Source organism: Gordonia liuliyuniae (assembly GCF_021738805.1).
In the GTDB taxonomy this organism is placed as follows: Bacteria; Actinomycetota; Actinomycetes; order Mycobacteriales; family Mycobacteriaceae; genus Gordonia; species Gordonia liuliyuniae.
Map to the genome: position 1 here is coordinate 316,728 of NZ_JAKKOR010000011.1, position 15,519 is coordinate 332,246.

Consider the following 15,519-nt stretch of genomic DNA (forward strand, 5'->3'; position numbering starts at 1 on the left):
CGGTAGGCTCGCAGCCAGGCACGTCCGTGACCAGCACTGGCAGGTCAGCGCGCGGCTTGATCGCTTACACGAACCCGGACCCACTCCAGTATGTTCGTCGGGCCGTCGACTGCCTGCAGGTTGAGGGGATCGTTCGCGAAAGACTGCCGTTCGGCAGTGGTCAGCTGCTGTGCGCCCTTCTGCCATGCGTCCGACAGTGCGACGACGTGGTCGATCTGGACGGCGGTCGACGTCTTCTGGCCGCGTTGGAATGCGATGGTCGTGCCGGTGTACGGGTCGTCGAGCACGCCGGTCAGAATGACGCAGTCGTGCGTCCGAGGTTTGGTGGTGAGCTCGGTGAGGTCTCGTCGCAGGATGTCGTTGCGGGTGTCGCAGCCGTTGTGGCCGCCCTCGACAGAGACGTCGTCGGCCCATGCCTGCCCGAACAGCGCACGGTCGTATCCGGTCTTCGGTGCGCGACCCTTCACCGCGATCGTGTCGAGCGCGGTGAGTGCGTCGGCGGACCCTGCAGGTGCGTCGGAGGAGGCCGACGACACGGTGCTCGTCGACGGGAGCGGCGACGACGGCGAGATCGATGCAGGCGTCTGCTCGACGGCGCCGTCGGGCACGGCAGACGACCACGCGACATCGGTCTGATCGGCGCCGGGCAGTGAACAGCCGGTGAGGGCGAGGCCGCCCACCATGATCGCCGTCAGGGCGGCGACGGCCGGCCCGCGGTCGGGGAAGTACGACATGGCACCCATTGTGCCGTCGACCTCCGACAATTCGTGCATCCGACAGTCGGATCAATCGAACAGGCCGAGCAGTCCACGCGCCGGACCGGCGACCGTGTCGAGGAGCAGGTGACCGCTGAGCCGGCCGATGGCCGACGCACTGTTCACGACGTCCTCGGTGAGGTCGTCGACCTGGTGCATGTCGGGCCGACGGTCGACGTACCGCGCCGGCTCGTCGCCGACGATGACGTCGGCGATGGCGCCGAACGCGTCCGAGCCCGGGTCGTCCAGATACGCCGAATGCGAGCTCGGCCCCTCCAGGAGGGCGCGGTGCCCGTGATCGTCGGGGGAGAGGTAGCCGCTGTCGAGCCTCACCACGCCGTCGGCGTCGTCCGGGTCGCCGCCGTGGAGCAGTCCACCGCCGTCCTGCGCGTAATGGATCAGGTCGCCGGGCGGTGTGATGGAGTATCGGGCGACGTCCGAGTCGGGGTTGTGCCATCCGACACCAGGCAGTGCTCCTGTCCCCGCTGCCGACGCATAGACGACGCGGTCGGCCCGCATGCCGAGCTGCTCGGCGGTGCCTACGACGGTGCCGCCGTACGAGTGCCCGATGACGGTCGTCTCAACGCCTGGTGCGGCAGTCGCGAGTTCCGCATCGAGGGCCTCGGTGAACGACTTGAGTCGCGGTGCGTTCTCGGCTGCCAGACGCGGGTCGACGGCCATCGACTTCAGCGGAGCGTGGCGGGGATCGGAGACGATGGTTTGTGGGAACGTGCCGTTTGCCCAGACGATGATCGGCGCACCGGTCTGCTCGTTGAGTGCGAGCGCCCGCCGGCGCAGGTCGTCGACGTCGTCGCCCGCGGTGCCGGTGCCCGGGACGAAGACTGCTGTGCCGCGAGCGTCGGGAGCGATCTCGCCGACGAGCTCGATGAACTCTCCGGTGTCCGGGTTGTAGGCGAGGAATGTGCGGCCGTCGGTGAGCATCGACCGCAGTCGCGCGGCGTCGTCGTCGGCTCCTGACTCGCGTGCGTCGTCGAGCCGGTCGAGCATCGTGACCCTGTTCGCGGTGATCCTGTCGTCGAACGGGAGCCCGTCGAGGTTGCCGACGACCTCCGGTGCGGACCGAAGAAGTTTGTCCTTCTCCGCGCGCGACAGCGACTCCCAGTACGTTCGACGACGCTCCGGGGAGAGTGCGTGCAGGGCCTGCGCAGCCTTGTCCGGGTTTCCTGAAGAGCCGTCGGGCAGGCCGACTGCGTCTCCGGAGCCGTCGATTTGCAGAGCGGTCCGGTAGATCTCGCTCGCGAACACCCGGTCGAATTCGCCCGCCGTCGCCAGTAGTTGTTGGACGGCCTCGGTCAGGTAGAGGGAGTCGGCGCGGCGCTCGGGATCGGCGTGGGTCACGGAGCCGTCCGGTGCGACGGTGAACCCGGCGTTGCGCGCGGAGAGCACCCGAGCACGCAGCGTCGACTGCGCGTTCTCCAGGATCGCCGTGCTGCCGCGGACGTAATCGGTTGCGGTCGAGGTCGCCTGGGCCGATCGTCGCATCGACACCGCGACCACTCCGACGCGCTGGGTCGCCGCATCGTGGGTCGCCCCGTGCCATGCCTCGTCCGAGCCGGCGGCGACGACCGCCTCCCGACTCGCGTCCCAGAGGCGATCGGTGAGAGTCGCCAGTTGCGCGGCTGCGGTGGGCAATCCGCTGAGGTCCCAGGCGAGGACGTCGTCGATGCTGGTCATCGGACGCTCTCGCGGGTCGCGTCGCCGATCGCATCGGCGGACGCCGCATCCGACTCCTGGGAGAGCGCGTTGAATCTGGCGAGTGCGTCGGCCAGTGCCACCAGCCGGAGCCCGTCGGTCGCCGACACGGTCTTGGCCTTGACGGTGGCGATCGCCGCGGCGGCGACCGTGTGCGAGGTGGAACTCGCAGGCGGATCATCGAGCCGGGTCTCGACGATCACGCTCCCCAGCTCGCGCCAGTCCGCCGCGATCTGTGCGATCTGAGCCGGTGTGATCCCGAAACCCGCCATGATGTCCCCGTCCGCCGCAGTGCACCCGGTACGACGACCGGGCCTCTACTCCTTAGACGTGCGGGGACCGTGCACGGTTCTGCGGAATTCCACAGCGACGCTGCGGCGAGCGAATCCAGCCTGCGGCAGATGGTCAGCCGACTCTGGAGAGGGCACCTGCCTCAGCGTCTTCGAGAAGATGCGCGACGGTCTCCCCGGAATCGGTCTTGTTGGTGCCGATGAAACCGGACGGTCCACGTTTGATCCAGCCGGTCACGTACATCCCGGGCACCGGGGTGCCGCCGTCCGTGACTCGTCCGGCCACATTCGCGATGGTGCCCGTGTTCTCGTCGAACGGGAGTCCGGCGACGGGGACGCCGCGGTAGCCGATCGAGGTCAGCACCAGACCGGTGTCGAGTGTCTCCTCGAGATTGGTCCCGGTCCGGACGAAGCGCACGCCGGTCGCCTTCTCCTGACCGACGACGGCGACCGGAGTCTTACCGAACATCAGTCGGATGAAGGGTTCGGCGGGCTTGGGGCGCTGCGAGATCTCCTGCAGGAGAGAGAGCTTCGCGGCTAGCGTCGGATCGTCTACACCGTCGGCCCATACCCCTTCGAGGTCTGCGGGGTCGACCCACACGCGAGCGTGCCCGTCGGCGATGCCGATCAGTTCGGGCAACGTGAACGCGGCGTGCTCGGGGCCGCGACGACCCGCGACGACGACTTCGCGAACGGCCGACGAGCGCAGTGCGGCGAGCGCGTCACGCGAGATGTCGGTCTTCGCGAGCTCGTCGACGTCACCGGTGAGGATGCGTGCGACGTCGAGGGCGACGTTGCCGTTGCCGATCACCACGACCCGCTCGGCCGACAGGTCGGGTCCGGCGTCGACGAAGTCGGGGTGCCCGTTGTACCAGCCGACCAACGACGTCGCGCTCTGGACGCCGGACAGTTCGACGCCGGGAATCTGCAATGTCTTATCGGTCGGCGCGCCGCCGGCCCACAACACCGCGTGGTGGCGTGCGCGTAGCTCGTCGAGCGACACGTCGCGGCCGATCTCGGTGTTGAGGGCGATGGTGATGTTCGGATGGCGAGCGATGTCGTCGAACAGATTCATCACGGTGCGGGTCGACGTGTGGTCGGGGGCGACACCGAAGCGCGACAGACCGAACGGTAGGTCGAGCCGCTCGTACACGGTGACGCGCACGCGCGGCTGTTTGAGGAGTTCGTCGGCCGCATACATCGCGGACGGTCCCGACCCGACGATCGCGACTTCGAGGAGGTCTGGGCCGCCGCGGACCGCCCGCGGTTTGGAGATCGGTGCGAGCGGCAGGCGCTTGTCGCGCGGGACCGGGAAGCGGACGAAATCGTCCTGCGTGTGGCCGTAGTGCTCGGCATTGACGTCGACGAACCGCTGCGCCTCCTCAGGCAGGCGGTGGCCGGGGACGATGGCGCCGACCGGGCACGCCGAGACGCACGCGCCGCAGTCGACACATGTCGCCGGGTCGATGTAGAGCATTTCCGCGATGCCGAAATCAGGCTCGTCGGGGGTGGGATGTATGCAGTTGACAGGGCATGCGTAGACGCACGAAGCGTCGCCGCAACACGCCTGTGTGACGACGTGGGGCACCGGCGTCAGCTCGCGGTATAGGCGGGTTCGCTGCGGAACCGCGAGTTGCGGCCGTCGATGCCCAGGGCACGCCAGACTCGGCGGGACGCCGGGTTCATCAGACCGCACTGTTCAGCGAGCATGCGGACGTCGCCGAAGACGCCTGCCAAGAAGACCTTCGACTGCTCGGACTCCCAGAAGATGTCCTTCATCACCTCGCGAGGCACGTTGAACTCCTTGCGAAACTCGGCCGGCGGGATGACGATCGCATTGCACAGCACGCGCATGACGATCGGCATCGCGATCGACAGGACGAACTTGGTGAGACGGCCCTTGTTCGGGATCGTCGCTCGCAAATGGTTGTGCGCGAACGAGATGTGCCGAGCCTCCTCGGCCACGTGCAGCTCCATCACGGCCGACATCGCCGGGTGCAGGCCGTCCTTGCCGCGCAGGAAGTCCTTCTGGATGTGGTCGATGGGCTCTTCGCCTGCGAGCACGCCGAAGTAGAAGACGGTCGGAGTGATCGTCGAGAACAGCGGAACGATCGGCGAGAGCAGGCGCAGCCAGCGGCGCATGCCGGGTGTCTTCATCCCGATCCGGTTCACCAGTTCCTGGAACATGAGCGTGTGGTTGCACTCTTCCTTCGCCTCATGCGTGGTGTAACGGAACCGCTTGTCGCCGTTGGGGAGGCGGTCCGAGTACTGAAGCAATCCGCGAATGAGGATGGACTCGAACTGCAGGCCGACCTTGGCGACGTTGGCCTGGCGCCACATGCCGAGGCGGATCTGTTCGGACTCGGGAAGCGACTGGTACCACGGGTGACGGCCGATCGGGTCGACTGTGTACGAGAGGATCCAGCGGGGGTCGTCAGGAACGATCGCCATCTCCGGAGCGTCCCAGGCGATGTCGATGTACGGATCGAAGTTCCGGTGCACTGACGCGGACGACAGATCGTCGAGAACCTGCTCGTAGTCGAGCTCTGCGTCCTGCTTCACGGGCGGCTGATACGTGGTGGTCGGCCGCGGTTGCGTCGAAGTCATCTCACATCTCCCTCTGCTGGTGTTCTGCTGACGAGTCAGCAGAACGAACCTTGATGACTTAACCGTGACACCAATCATTGATCTTGTCAATGCTCGATGACACGATGGGTGGTGGCGCATGAGTTGACGGCCCGACGTGGCCGGGGGATGCCACGGATGGGGGTCGATGCCCGACAATGTAGGACGTGGAAGTTGTTCTGATTGTCGTCATGTGTGTGCTCGCGATCGCTGCGGCCAATCTGCTCGCCCCGCGACTGCGTATCGCGGCTCCGTTGCTGCTCGTCCTGTTCGGTGTCGTGGTCAGCTACCTTCCCGGGGTCCCGCGGATCGCGCTGAACCCGGAGATCGTCCTGATGGGCGTCCTGCCTCCGTTGCTCTACGCGGCGGCTGTCGCGATGCCCTCGATGGAGTTCAAACGTGACTTCCGTGCGATCAGCGGATTGTCCGTGGTCCTCGTCATCGTCAGCGCGCTCGGGCTGGGCGCGGTGTTCATGTGGATACTCCCCGACGCCGACTATGCGACCGGTGTAGCGCTCGGCGCGATCCTCAGCCCGACCGACGCGGTCGCGACGACGACCGTCAAACGTGTCGGCGCGCCCAACCGGCTGATCACCGTGCTCAGCGGCGAGAGTCTGTTCAACGATGCGAGCGCGCTGGTGATGTTGCGTGCGGCAATCGCGGCGATGGCGGCGAGCGTGTCGCTGTGGGGTGTCGCGATCTCGTTCGTGTGGACGGTGGTGGCTGCGGTCGCCGTCGGCTCCGCCGTCGGCTGGGTGTTCGTCCGGTTCCGTGCGCGAATCGCTAATCCCGCGGTCGCGACAGCGGTCTCGTTCCTCACCCCGTACGTCGCGTACATCCCGACGGAACTCGTCGAGGGTTCCGGGCTGGTCGCTGCGGTCGCTGCGGGCCTGGTCGCGGGGCGGGGCGCGGTCCGTCATCTGACTGCGGCGCACCGGCTGTCCGACGTGCAGAACTGGCGGATGGTCGAACTGCTATTGGAGGGCAGCGTCTTCCTGCTGATGGGGCTCGAACTCAAGGACCTGGTGTTCGACGTCCACGAGAGCGGTGAGACGGTCTGGCATGCGGCGTGGCCCGCCGCGGTCGGTTTCGTGCTCTTGATCGTGCTGCGGTTGATCTTCGTTATCCCGTTGGTGCACTGGACGGAGCGTCGTGCGCAGCGGGTCATTGGGCGTGAGGAGCGACTCGAGAAGCTGCAGACCGACTTGGCCGACGCCGATCATCTGGACACGGGCCGACTGCGGGTGGTGCAGAGTCGGATCGACCGTCGGCTCGCCGACATCGCCTACTACCGCGCCGAGTCGATCGGTACGCGGGAGGGGTTCGTCGTGGTGTGGGCCGGGATGCGCGGAGTCGTGACGCTCGCGGCGGCGCAGACGCTGCCCGCCGACACACCGTACCGGTCGATGCTCGTCCTGCTCGCATTCTTCGTCGCTGTCGGATCACTGCTGATCCAGGGCAGTACGCTCGGCGCATTCGTCAAGTGGATGCGGCTGCCCGACCACGCCGCGCAGGAGATGGCGCAGCGTCGCGCGATCGGCCGCGAGTTGGCTGCGGTGACCGATCGTGTCATGAGGGCGCCCGACGCGTGCGGAGCCGACTCCGAGCTCGCGAGCACCATCGAGACTGTTCGACGCCTCGAGGCAGTCGACAGGGATGAAGAACTCGGGGATGAAGAACGCGGGGCCGAAGACCGGCTCGACGAGATCATGATCGACAGACGCTTGGAGACCGCGAAACAGATGAGGCGTGTCCGCAGGCTCATCGTCTCCGAACAGCGGCGGCGGCTTCTGGAGCTCCGCGAGACCGGCGCCTACAGTTCCAGCGCGTTGACCGTCTCTCTCGACCGGCTCGACGCGGAGGAACTGAGTCTCGACGCCCAGGCGCCCGTCAAAGACTGACGCGACAACCGAGTGGGGCGTGCGAGTTTAGGTGACGAGGGCGGGGACCGCGCCGAACACCCAGGTGACGGTGAGTGCCATGAGGAACCATGACGCGCCCTGCCACACCTGCCACCCCACGTTGGCACGCCAGGCGAGAGCGGTGCGGATCATGGCGGAGACTGTGCCCAGTCCGATGGCGACCGGGCCTGCGACGATGAACGCGTCGTGCACCCCGTCGGACGTGTTGAGCGCGACGATCAGCAGCACGATGCCCACTCCGAATGTAATGAGTACGTGCAATGCGGCGTCGCGGGCGGGGCCGGAGCGGAGCGGGGAGGTCATCGAACGTTCCTGGTGATCGAATCGGACAGTGCCGCCAGCCTACCTGGGGACTTTGGACCTACCCGGGTCCATGCATTTCGGGAGTGATTGCGACAGAATGGAAACGAGGCCGAGGGGCGCCGAATCCGCGGTAGTCCGGCCCTGCTGAGAAGGAGTGCATTCGCGATGAGCTTGATCCTGGTCGGTGTGGACGGTTCGGATGCGTCGACGGACGCCGTCAAATGGGCTGCAAGTGCTGCAGCGTCCGAACGCCTCCCGTTGAAGATCGTTGCCGCTTACACGTCGACGACCAGCGATTACGCGCCTGGCCTGGTGATCCCGCAGGACGTGATCGACGCAATCCGCGCGGAGGCCACTGCAGCAGTGCAGAAGGCGGCCGAAGTGGCTCGCGCCGAGGTCGCCGACATCGAGGTGTCCGGCTCGATCGTCGAAGGCGACGCCGCCCGCGTCATGCTCGAGATCGGTGAGCACGCCCACATGATCGTGCTCGGCACCCGCGGCTTGGGCAGCGTCAAGGGCTTGTTCCTCGGATCGGTCAGCACCAGCGTCGCAGCCCACGCGAAGGGACGCGTCGTAATCGTGCCCGCGGGCTCGCTCGGCGGCGACGGCCCGATCGTCGTCGGCATCGACGACTCGGCGGTCAGCGACCCCGCCGTCGCCGAAGCGTACCGACTGGCAGGCGTCCGCAACCGGACGCTGACCGCCGTCCACACGTGGACGCCGCTCGACGCCGACGCTCTCCACGGCTTCGGGCTCGACCAGGCGGAGATCGACGAGATGTCTCGTCAGGCCGTCGAAGCGGTGTCGGAGCGGATCGCGGGCTACTCCCAGGATTATCCGGACGTCGAAGTCAACCGGGTCGTCATCCCCGAGGAGCCTGCCAAGGCGATCCTCGAGGCGGCGGGCGACGACGCGTCGCTCATCGTCATGGGCAGCCGCGGTCGAGGTGGATTCACCGGTCTGCTCCTGGGTTCGCGCAGTCAGAAGGTGCTCCACCACGCGCACGTTCCGGTGATGATCGTCCGCAAGTGACGCGGTGACAGCGGCGGGCACCGACTCTTCAGCCGGTGCCCGCCGCTACTGTCTACAGCGTGTCTGATGAACTCCGCCGCAGCATGCGACGGTCGGTGACGGCGTCGTCCGAAGTCGAGGAATGAAACAACTCCCACGCGGACTATGGGTCCTGCTGGCGGCCAATGTCGTCATCGCGCTCGGCTACGGGCTCATCGCGCCAGCCCTTCCGATCTTCGCCAGCGACTTCGGCGTCGGCATCACCGCCGCGACCGTCGTCGTATCCGCGTTCGCGATGATGCGGTTGGCGTTCGCGCCCGCCACCGGCCGCCTGGTCACCAAGCTGGGGGAGCGGCGGATCTACCTGACCGGCCTCATGGTCGTCGCGCTGAGCACTCTGGCGTGCGCGTTCGCGCAGACCTACTGGCAGCTGCTGGTGTTCCGCGCCGCTGGCGGCATCGGGTCGACGATGTTCTCGGTGTCGGCGATGGCACTGCTCATCCGCCTCGCGCCACAGGCGATCCGCGGCCGGGCCTCGGGTTACTACTCGGCGGGCTTCCTCGTCGGCAACCTCGCCGGACCGCTCGTCGGAGCGGCCCTCGTCGACTTCGGGCTCCGCATGCCGTTCGTCGTCTATGCGATCGCGCTGCTCATCGCGGCAGCGGTCGTCGCGACCGCGATGCCGCCCGCACCCGAACCGCGGACCGAACCGGGCGCGCACGCTCCGCTGCCCGCGGCGGGCTTCGTCGAGGCGCTGCGGTGGGCCGAGTACCGGGCGATCCTCGCATCCAACTTCGCTCAGGGCTGGGCGTCCATGGGTGTTCGAGTGGCCGTGGTCCCGCTGTTCGTCGAACAGGGGCTCGGCGAATCCGCAGGCTGGGCGGGCATCGTCCTGGCCTGTTACGCCGCGGGAAACATCGTCGCGATCATCGTCTCCGGTCGACTGTCGGACCGGTTCGGGCGACGCCCCGTCATGATCCCCGGGCTGATCATCGCCGCCGCGTCCACGATCGTGCTCGGCTGGTCACCCAACATCTGGGTCGTGCTCGCGTTGACCGCCGTGTCCGGAATCGGATCGGGTCTGTTCGCGCCGACACATCAAGCGGCACTCGGCGATCTTCTCGCCAGACGCGAACGGGGCGGATCGGCGTTGGCCGCCTACGGGATGGCGTCCGATCTGGGCGCGGTCAGCGGCCCGCTCATCGCCGGTCTGATCGCCGACCGGTGGGGCTACGGTCCGGCGTTCGCGGTGACCGGCGGCATCGTGGTCGTCGCGCTCGTCCTGTGGCTCGTGGCGGGAGACGCCGCTCGCGACCTGCCCGTCACGACCAACTCGGCAACCACATCTGACGACCCCACTCGACGTTCGAGATAGGCGCGCCGGTCAAGATCGGCCACAGCCACACGAAGTTCGCGATCACCAGAGCGGCGAAGACCGCGACCGACAGGACTGCGATCGTCTTCCGGTCCGACCGTCTGCTCCGCGCGCCCCACGCGAGAACGTCCCCGCAGCACAGAGCCAGCCCCATCACCAGGAACGGGGCCATCACTGTCGCGTAGAAGAAGTACATCTGACGGTCGAGGTCGCCGAACCACGGCACGATCGCGGCCGCGTAGCCGACGAGCACCGCGGCGTACCGCCAGTCCCGACGAGACACGATCCGCCAGATCGCCCACGCGATCATCGGGAACGCCAACCACCACAGGGCGGGCGTGCCGATGAGCATCTGCGCCCGTACGCAGTCGCCGCCGCCGCACTGGTCCGGCCCGTAGTCGATCGCGTACAGCATCGGGCGCAGGCTCATCGGCCACGTCCACGGCTTCGACTCCCACGGATGGTGGTTGCCAGCCGAATTCGTCAGCCCCGCATGGAACTCGAGAATGCCCGACTCGTAATACCAGAGCGAACGGAACGCCGCGGGCACCCACGCGAAGGTCCCGCCGGTGCCGACCTCGGAGCCGACCACATAGCGGTAGACCGACGTCTCCGACGCGAACCACGTCGCGAAGCTCGCGAGGTAGATGGCGATCGGCATCAGTGCCAGCGAGACGCCCGACGGAATCAGATCGCGACGCAGCACCCCGACCCACGGTCGCTTCACGTGGTAGGCCCGGCGTGCCGCGACGTCGAATCCGAGCGACAGGAGCGTGAAGAAGACGACGAAGTAGAGGCCCGACCATTTGGTGCCGCACGCCAGGCCGAGCATCACTCCCGCCGTGAACCGGTACCAGCGGAAACCCAGGCGTGGGCCGAACGGGGTATCGTCGATCCGGCCCTGCGACCACACCCGGTGCATGCGGGCCCGCATCTGGTCGCGGTCGGCGATGATCGCGGCGAACGCGAGCACCACGAACAACGCTTGGAAGATGTCGAGCATGCCCATCCGGGACTGCACGAACAGGACGCCGTCGCAGATCGCGAACACGCCGGCGAGTGCGCCGACCAGTGTGGAACGCGCCAGCCGTCGCACGGTCAGGTACACGGCGAGGACGATGACGATGCCCGACACCGCCGACATGACCCGCCAGCCCATCGGTCCGTACCCGAACATCCACTCGCCGACCGCCAGCATCCATTTGCCGACCGGCGGGTGCACCACCAGACCGTATCCGGGGTTGTCTTCGATCCAGTCGCCGCCGGTCAAGACCTGCCAACCCTGAGGGACGTAGTGCTTCTCGTCGAAGACCGGTGTCCCGCCATCCGTCGGATGGGTGAGATCCCACAATCGGGTGGCGACGGCGATCAGGGTGATGACGACTCCGACGATCGTGCCGCGCAGGCGATCGGACGCGCCGAAGATCGGCGTGGGGACCGCACGACCGGGGCTGGTACCCAGATCCTCGGTGTGCGGCCGGACGTCCGAGCTCTCGGGGTCGGCAGCAGGGGCGGCAGTCGTCACACACACATGCTAGGGCATGTCAGTTCGACCCATTATCGGCTGAATCTCATTGCGACGCAGAGCCGTGCCGTTCGGTATAGAACTCGATTCGGCGTCGGCGGCACACCGTACGCTTAGAGGACTTGCACACCGGTCCCGGCCGGTGCGAACGCATCGTGGAGACGACGACGAGATTAGAGGTAGCCCGAATGGCACGGCTCAGCCTGGAAGAGCGACGCGAAGCGGCGATCGCCGCAACACTGCGCGTGATTGCCGCGGACGGCGTCGAAGCGGCGACGACGCGCCGCATCGCAACCGAGGCGAACATGGGGCAGTCGAGCATCTTCTACGCATTCGCCTCGCGGGACGAACTGTTGGCCGCAGTCGTCGAGCACGGGGTCGCCCAGGAACTCGACTCCATGAACGAATGGTTGGAGACGCTGGCCGATGCTCCGGTCGGCGACACACCGATGGAAGACCTCGTGCGTGCAGGCCTGCTCGCGTTCGCCGAGAACGCCATCACCGAGCCCGCCCGCCAACAGGTGCTGATCGGTCTCGCGTTGTACGCCCGGCGCACCCCCGGACTCGAGTATCTCGCCGAGCGGCTCTACGACGGCTACTACGACGTCGCGGCGCGAGTGCTCGACGAGTCGGCGCGGATCGGCGGTCGCTCGTGGAGTCAGCCGACAGCCGAACTCGCGCCGACGGTGATCGCGTTGTCGGACGGCATCACCCTGTGCTGGCTCGGCACCGGATCTCGCGAACGGGTGAACGCAGTCGTCGAGAGCGCAGTGACCTTGATCCTCGGCTATCTGCGATGACCTGCCGTCGGAGGTGACCCCCTGCCGTCGGAGACAAGCCCCGGCCGTCGGAGACAAGCCCCTGCCGTCGGAGACAAGCCCCTGCCGTCGGAGACAAGCCGTAGCCTGGACGTCGTGAGCGACGACGGTGCGGGCGTGTTGATTCTGGCGGGTACTCCGATGGGGCGGCCCGACGATGCGTCGACGCGGCTGCGTGAGGCCCTCGCGACCGCCGACATCGTGGCCGCCGAGGACACGCGTCGCACCAAGGCGCTCGCGTCGTCGCTCGGCGTCCAGATCAGCGGCCGCGTCGTCAGCTATTACGACCAGGTCGAAGCGGTGCGCGCACCGAAGCTCGTCGACGAGATCGAGGCCGGGGCCACCGTGTTGCTGGTGACCGACGCGGGCATGCCGTCGGTGAGTGATCCCGGGTACCGCGTCGTGGTGGCGTGCGCCGACGCCGGGCTGCGCATCACCTGCCTTCCGGGACCGTCCGCGGTGACTACCGCGCTAGCCCTGTCGGCGATGCCATCCGAACGGTTCGCTTTCGACGGTTTCGCTCCGCGCAAGTCCGGCGCCCGACACGACTGGTTGGCGACCCTGCGCGCCGATCAGCGAACCGTCGTGTTCTTCGAGTCGCCGCACCGGCTGGCGCAGACGCTCGCCGATGCCGCGCACGTGCTGGGCGCGGACCGTCGTGCCGCGGTGTGCCGCGAACTGACCAAGACGTACGAGGAGGTTCGACGCGGCGGACTCGGCGAGCTCGCCGAGTGGGCTGCCGACGGGGTGAAGGGGGAGATCACCGTCGTCGTCGCGGGCGCCACAGCGGTCGACGACTCGGCGACGATCGACGACCTCGTCGCGCGGGCGCGTGCCCTTGTCGATGGCGGGGACCGGTTGAAGGATGCCTGCGCCGACGTGTCGGCGGGAACCGGATTCTCCAAGCGCGACGTGTACGAGGCCGTGGTGGCCGCACGCGAGTGACGAGTTATACGAATAAACCGTGCATACCGTCGATGACACGGTAATCATTGACCATGCTGGAGAAGGTGATCCGCGGGTTGAACCCCGCCTGTTTCGCGATGGTGATGGCGACCGGGATCGTCTCGATCGCGATGAACGTGCAGGGTTGGGACCTGGTGTCGGGCGCGCTCCTGTGGATCGGCGTCGTCGCGTACGCGGTCTTGGTCGTCGCGAGCCTGGTCCGGTTCGCGCGGTACCGGGACGCGGTCGCCACCGATCTGCGGTCGCCGACGCGCACGTTCGGATTCTTCACATTCGTCGCGGGCACCGGAGTGATCGGGACCAGGCTCCTCTTGGATGGTCGCCTCGGCGTCGCCGAGGTCGCGCTCGGTATCACCGCGGTGAGTTGGTTCGTGCTCGGTTACGCGCTCCCGGCCATCGCGTTCGCCGCGCGCGGCGACGAGGCTCCGATGCGCCGTGCCGACGGCAGTTGGTTCGTCTGGGTGGTCGCGACCCAGGCCGTCGCGATCCTCGCGGCCAGCCTGCAGCCGAAGGTCGGCTTCCGGACAGAGTTCGCGCTGCTCGCGGTCTCGTGCTGGTCGATCGGGGTGGTCCTGTACATCGCGGTGGCCGTCCTGGTCGCCGCACGACTTCTGATCGCACGCCCATCTCCCGCGGACGTGTCCGGCGCGTACTGGGTGGCGATGGGGGCGACAGCGATCTCGGTGGTCGCCGGGACACACGTCGAGAAGATGACGAAAGTCCCGCTCGTCGACGTCGTCGGCACCACCGTGAGTGCGTCCACGTTCATCCTCTGGGCGTTCGGCACCTGGCTGGTGCCCGCACTCCTCGTTGCAGGTTACTGGCGACACGTCGTCCACCGCGTCCCCCTGCGCTACGAGGTGGGCCTGTGGACCATCATCTTCCCGCTCGGCATGTACGGGGTGGCCAGCCGCGCCCTCGGCACGGCGCACGACCTGCCGATCGTCAACGGCATCGGTCACGTCGAAATCTGGATCGCGTCCATTGCGTGGGGCGTCACCTTCGTCGCGATGGTGTGGACGCAGGGACGGCTGCTAGTGCGGGGTGACCGGTAGCGCGTCGACGATCGACGCCGCCTTGTCCAGGCACTCCTGCCATTCCGCGTCCGGATCGGAGTCTGCGGTGATGCCGCCGCCGACACCGAGCGTCAGCGCGCCGTCCGGCCCGACGACGACAGTCCGGATGGCCACCGACAGGTCGAGCAGGCCGTCGGGGCCTGCGACGCCGATGCCGCCGCAATAGACGCCGCGCTCGTGTTCCTCCCAGCCGGCCAACAGTTCGGCGGCTCGGATCTTCGGCGTCCCGGTCACCGACGCGGGAGGCCACGTCGCCGCCAGCAGTGCGTCGTTGCCGATCGCGGGCGCGAGTGTGGCGCGCACCGTCGACACCAGATGCCAGAGGCCTGGAGCGGGGACCACCGACAGTAGGTCGGGCACCCGCACTGATCCCGTCCTCGCGACGCGGCCCAGGTCGTTGCGGACGAGGTCGACGATCATCACGTTCTCTGCGGTGTCCTTCGCCGACACGGACAGCACCGACGGGTCGACGTGTGCGGGCACCGTCCCTTTGATCGGCGATGACGAGACCTCGCCGCCCCGCCGGTCCAGGAACTGCTCGGGGGAGAAGCTCGCGATCGACCCCCACGCGCCGGATAGCCACGCGGCTTTCGCAGGCCGGCTTGACGCTGCGACATCGCAGAAGAATGCGAGCGGGTCGCCGTCGAGCACGCCGGTGAACCGGGTACAGACGCATGCCTGATACACCTCGCCGTCGGCGATCGCGTCGAGACACCGGGCGACGGCATCCACGTGCGGTTTCTTGTCGGGCGGCGACCACGTCGCCGACCACGACCCGGACCGAGGGGGAAGCGGGGAGAGGTCCGACAGGGTCTGGAGCACCCACGGCGGGCACGCCGACCCGTCGACTGACTCCCACGCCCACGCGTTGTCGCGCAACACGAGGAGGCCGCTGCAGAGCCCGCCGACCACGTCGGGGGTCTGCCCGGGCGGTGCATACGAGATCGCGCCCAGCCAGAAGCGGTCGGGCAGATCCGGCAGTGCGACGCCCGGCCGTACATCGATCGACGGTGCGATCACCGCGTCCGCGTCGAGCCACCGGCCGACGAGAGCAGCGGGCGGTGGCAGGCTTTCACGCACGGCGCGTGCGTGCAGGGCCTGCACGAGCTCGACGGGGGTCGGAACGGTCACCACGGTCGC

At 67.8% G+C, this 15,519-nt stretch carries 14 protein-coding genes; 6 read left to right on the top strand and 8 right to left on the bottom strand.

Annotated features, from left to right (window positions below):
* Window positions 1-44: 44 nt before the first annotated feature.
* From L5G33_RS15555 to L5G33_RS15575, 5 genes are all read right to left on the bottom strand, one after another.
* Window positions 45-734, bottom strand: coding sequence for an HNH endonuclease family protein (locus tag L5G33_RS15555; protein WP_372476917.1), 690 nt, complete (start codon window positions 732-734; stop codon window positions 45-47).
* Between the two features lie 51 nt (window positions 735-785).
* Window positions 786-2,450, bottom strand: a complete 1,665-nt coding sequence (locus L5G33_RS15560) for an alpha/beta hydrolase (protein ID WP_236999092.1) — start codon at window positions 2,448-2,450, stop codon at window positions 786-788.
* A complete protein-coding gene (locus L5G33_RS15565) occupies window positions 2,447-2,740 on the bottom strand; it encodes a hypothetical protein (protein WP_236999093.1) in 294 nt (97 codons plus the stop codon). The genes L5G33_RS15560 and L5G33_RS15565 overlap by 4 nt, the downstream gene beginning before the upstream one ends.
* Window positions 2,741-2,873: 133 nt before the next feature.
* Window positions 2,874-4,346 (bottom strand): FAD-dependent oxidoreductase, encoded by a 1,473-nt coding sequence (locus L5G33_RS15570; RefSeq protein WP_236999094.1) that lies wholly within the window; start codon window positions 4,344-4,346, stop codon window positions 2,874-2,876.
* A gap of 5 nt (window positions 4,347-4,351) precedes the next feature.
* Entirely contained in the window at window positions 4,352-5,365 is a 1,014-nt protein-coding gene (locus L5G33_RS15575; protein ID WP_236999095.1) for an AurF N-oxygenase family protein, read from the bottom strand.
* 185 nt (window positions 5,366-5,550) lie between these two features.
* Between L5G33_RS15575 and L5G33_RS15580 the strand changes: the two genes are divergently transcribed.
* Window positions 5,551-7,284 (top strand): cation:proton antiporter, encoded by a 1,734-nt coding sequence (locus tag L5G33_RS15580; RefSeq protein ID WP_236999096.1) that lies wholly within the window; start codon window positions 5,551-5,553, stop codon window positions 7,282-7,284.
* 27 nt (window positions 7,285-7,311) lie between these two features.
* Here L5G33_RS15580 and L5G33_RS15585 read toward each other — a convergent pair whose 3' ends face one another.
* Entirely contained in the window at window positions 7,312-7,608 is a 297-nt protein-coding gene (locus tag L5G33_RS15585) for a hypothetical protein (RefSeq protein WP_236999097.1), read from the bottom strand.
* A gap of 165 nt (window positions 7,609-7,773) precedes the next feature.
* On the opposite strand from L5G33_RS15585, the gene L5G33_RS15590 reads away from it, so the two are divergent.
* Together L5G33_RS15590 and L5G33_RS15595 are read left to right on the top strand one after the other, a co-directional pair.
* The gene (locus L5G33_RS15590) at window positions 7,774-8,640 is read left to right on the top strand and encodes a universal stress protein (RefSeq protein WP_236999098.1); all 867 of its coding nucleotides are present in this window, start codon (window positions 7,774-7,776) and stop codon (window positions 8,638-8,640) included.
* 121 nt (window positions 8,641-8,761) lie between these two features.
* Entirely contained in the window at window positions 8,762-9,994 is a 1,233-nt protein-coding gene (locus tag L5G33_RS15595) for an MFS transporter (RefSeq protein ID WP_236999099.1), read from the top strand.
* Here L5G33_RS15595 and L5G33_RS15600 read toward each other — a convergent pair.
* Window positions 9,942-11,519: a dolichyl-phosphate-mannose--protein mannosyltransferase gene (locus tag L5G33_RS15600; protein ID WP_372476918.1), complete on the bottom strand. Its 1,578-nt coding sequence runs from the start codon at window positions 11,517-11,519 to the stop codon at window positions 9,942-9,944. The genes L5G33_RS15595 and L5G33_RS15600 overlap by 53 nt on opposite strands.
* A gap of 188 nt (window positions 11,520-11,707) precedes the next feature.
* Here L5G33_RS15600 and L5G33_RS15605 point away from each other — a divergent pair, with 188 nt between their 5' ends.
* The 3 genes from L5G33_RS15605 (at window position 11,708) to L5G33_RS15615 (ending at window position 14,358) form a co-directional block, all read left to right on the top strand.
* Window positions 11,708-12,319 carry a TetR/AcrR family transcriptional regulator gene (locus L5G33_RS15605; protein WP_236999100.1) on the top strand — a complete coding sequence of 204 codons (612 nt, stop codon included), beginning with the start codon at window positions 11,708-11,710 and terminating at the stop codon, window positions 12,317-12,319.
* A gap of 114 nt (window positions 12,320-12,433) precedes the next feature.
* Window positions 12,434-13,282, top strand: coding sequence for a 16S rRNA (cytidine(1402)-2'-O)-methyltransferase (rsmI, locus tag L5G33_RS15610; protein WP_308191586.1), 849 nt, complete (start codon window positions 12,434-12,436; stop codon window positions 13,280-13,282).
* 53 nt (window positions 13,283-13,335) lie between these two features.
* Entirely contained in the window at window positions 13,336-14,358 is a 1,023-nt protein-coding gene (locus L5G33_RS15615; protein WP_236999101.1) for a tellurite resistance/C4-dicarboxylate transporter family protein, read from the top strand.
* Here L5G33_RS15615 and L5G33_RS15620 read toward each other — a convergent pair.
* Window positions 14,338-15,510 carry an aminodeoxychorismate synthase component I gene (locus tag L5G33_RS15620; RefSeq protein WP_236999102.1) on the bottom strand — a complete coding sequence of 391 codons (1,173 nt, stop codon included), beginning with the start codon at window positions 15,508-15,510 and terminating at the stop codon, window positions 14,338-14,340. The genes L5G33_RS15615 and L5G33_RS15620 overlap by 21 nt on opposite strands.
* Window positions 15,511-15,519 lie beyond the last annotated feature (9 nt).

What these genes read in the sequence shown, in the direction of transcription:
- L5G33_RS15555 (WP_372476917.1), bottom strand. Translation starts at nt 734, where the DNA reads ATGTCGTACTTCCCCGACCGCGGGCCGGCCGTCGCCGCCCTGACGGCG.
- L5G33_RS15560 (WP_236999092.1), bottom strand. Translation starts at nt 2,450, where the DNA reads ATGACCAGCATCGACGACGTCCTCGCCTGGGACCTCAGCGGATTGCCC.
- L5G33_RS15565 (WP_236999093.1), bottom strand. Translation starts at nt 2,740, where the DNA reads ATGGCGGGTTTCGGGATCACACCGGCTCAGATCGCACAGATCGCGGCG.
- L5G33_RS15575 (WP_236999095.1), bottom strand. Translation starts at nt 5,365, where the DNA reads ATGACTTCGACGCAACCGCGGCCGACCACCACGTATCAGCCGCCCGTG.
- L5G33_RS15585 (WP_236999097.1), bottom strand. Translation starts at nt 7,608, where the DNA reads ATGACCTCCCCGCTCCGCTCCGGCCCCGCCCGCGACGCCGCATTGCAC.
- L5G33_RS15590 (WP_236999098.1), top strand. Translation starts at nt 7,774, where the DNA reads ATGAGCTTGATCCTGGTCGGTGTGGACGGTTCGGATGCGTCGACGGAC.
- L5G33_RS15595 (WP_236999099.1), top strand. Translation starts at nt 8,762, where the DNA reads ATGAAACAACTCCCACGCGGACTATGGGTCCTGCTGGCGGCCAATGTC.
- L5G33_RS15605 (WP_236999100.1), top strand. Translation starts at nt 11,708, where the DNA reads ATGGCACGGCTCAGCCTGGAAGAGCGACGCGAAGCGGCGATCGCCGCA.
- L5G33_RS15615 (WP_236999101.1), top strand. Translation starts at nt 13,336, where the DNA reads ATGCTGGAGAAGGTGATCCGCGGGTTGAACCCCGCCTGTTTCGCGATG.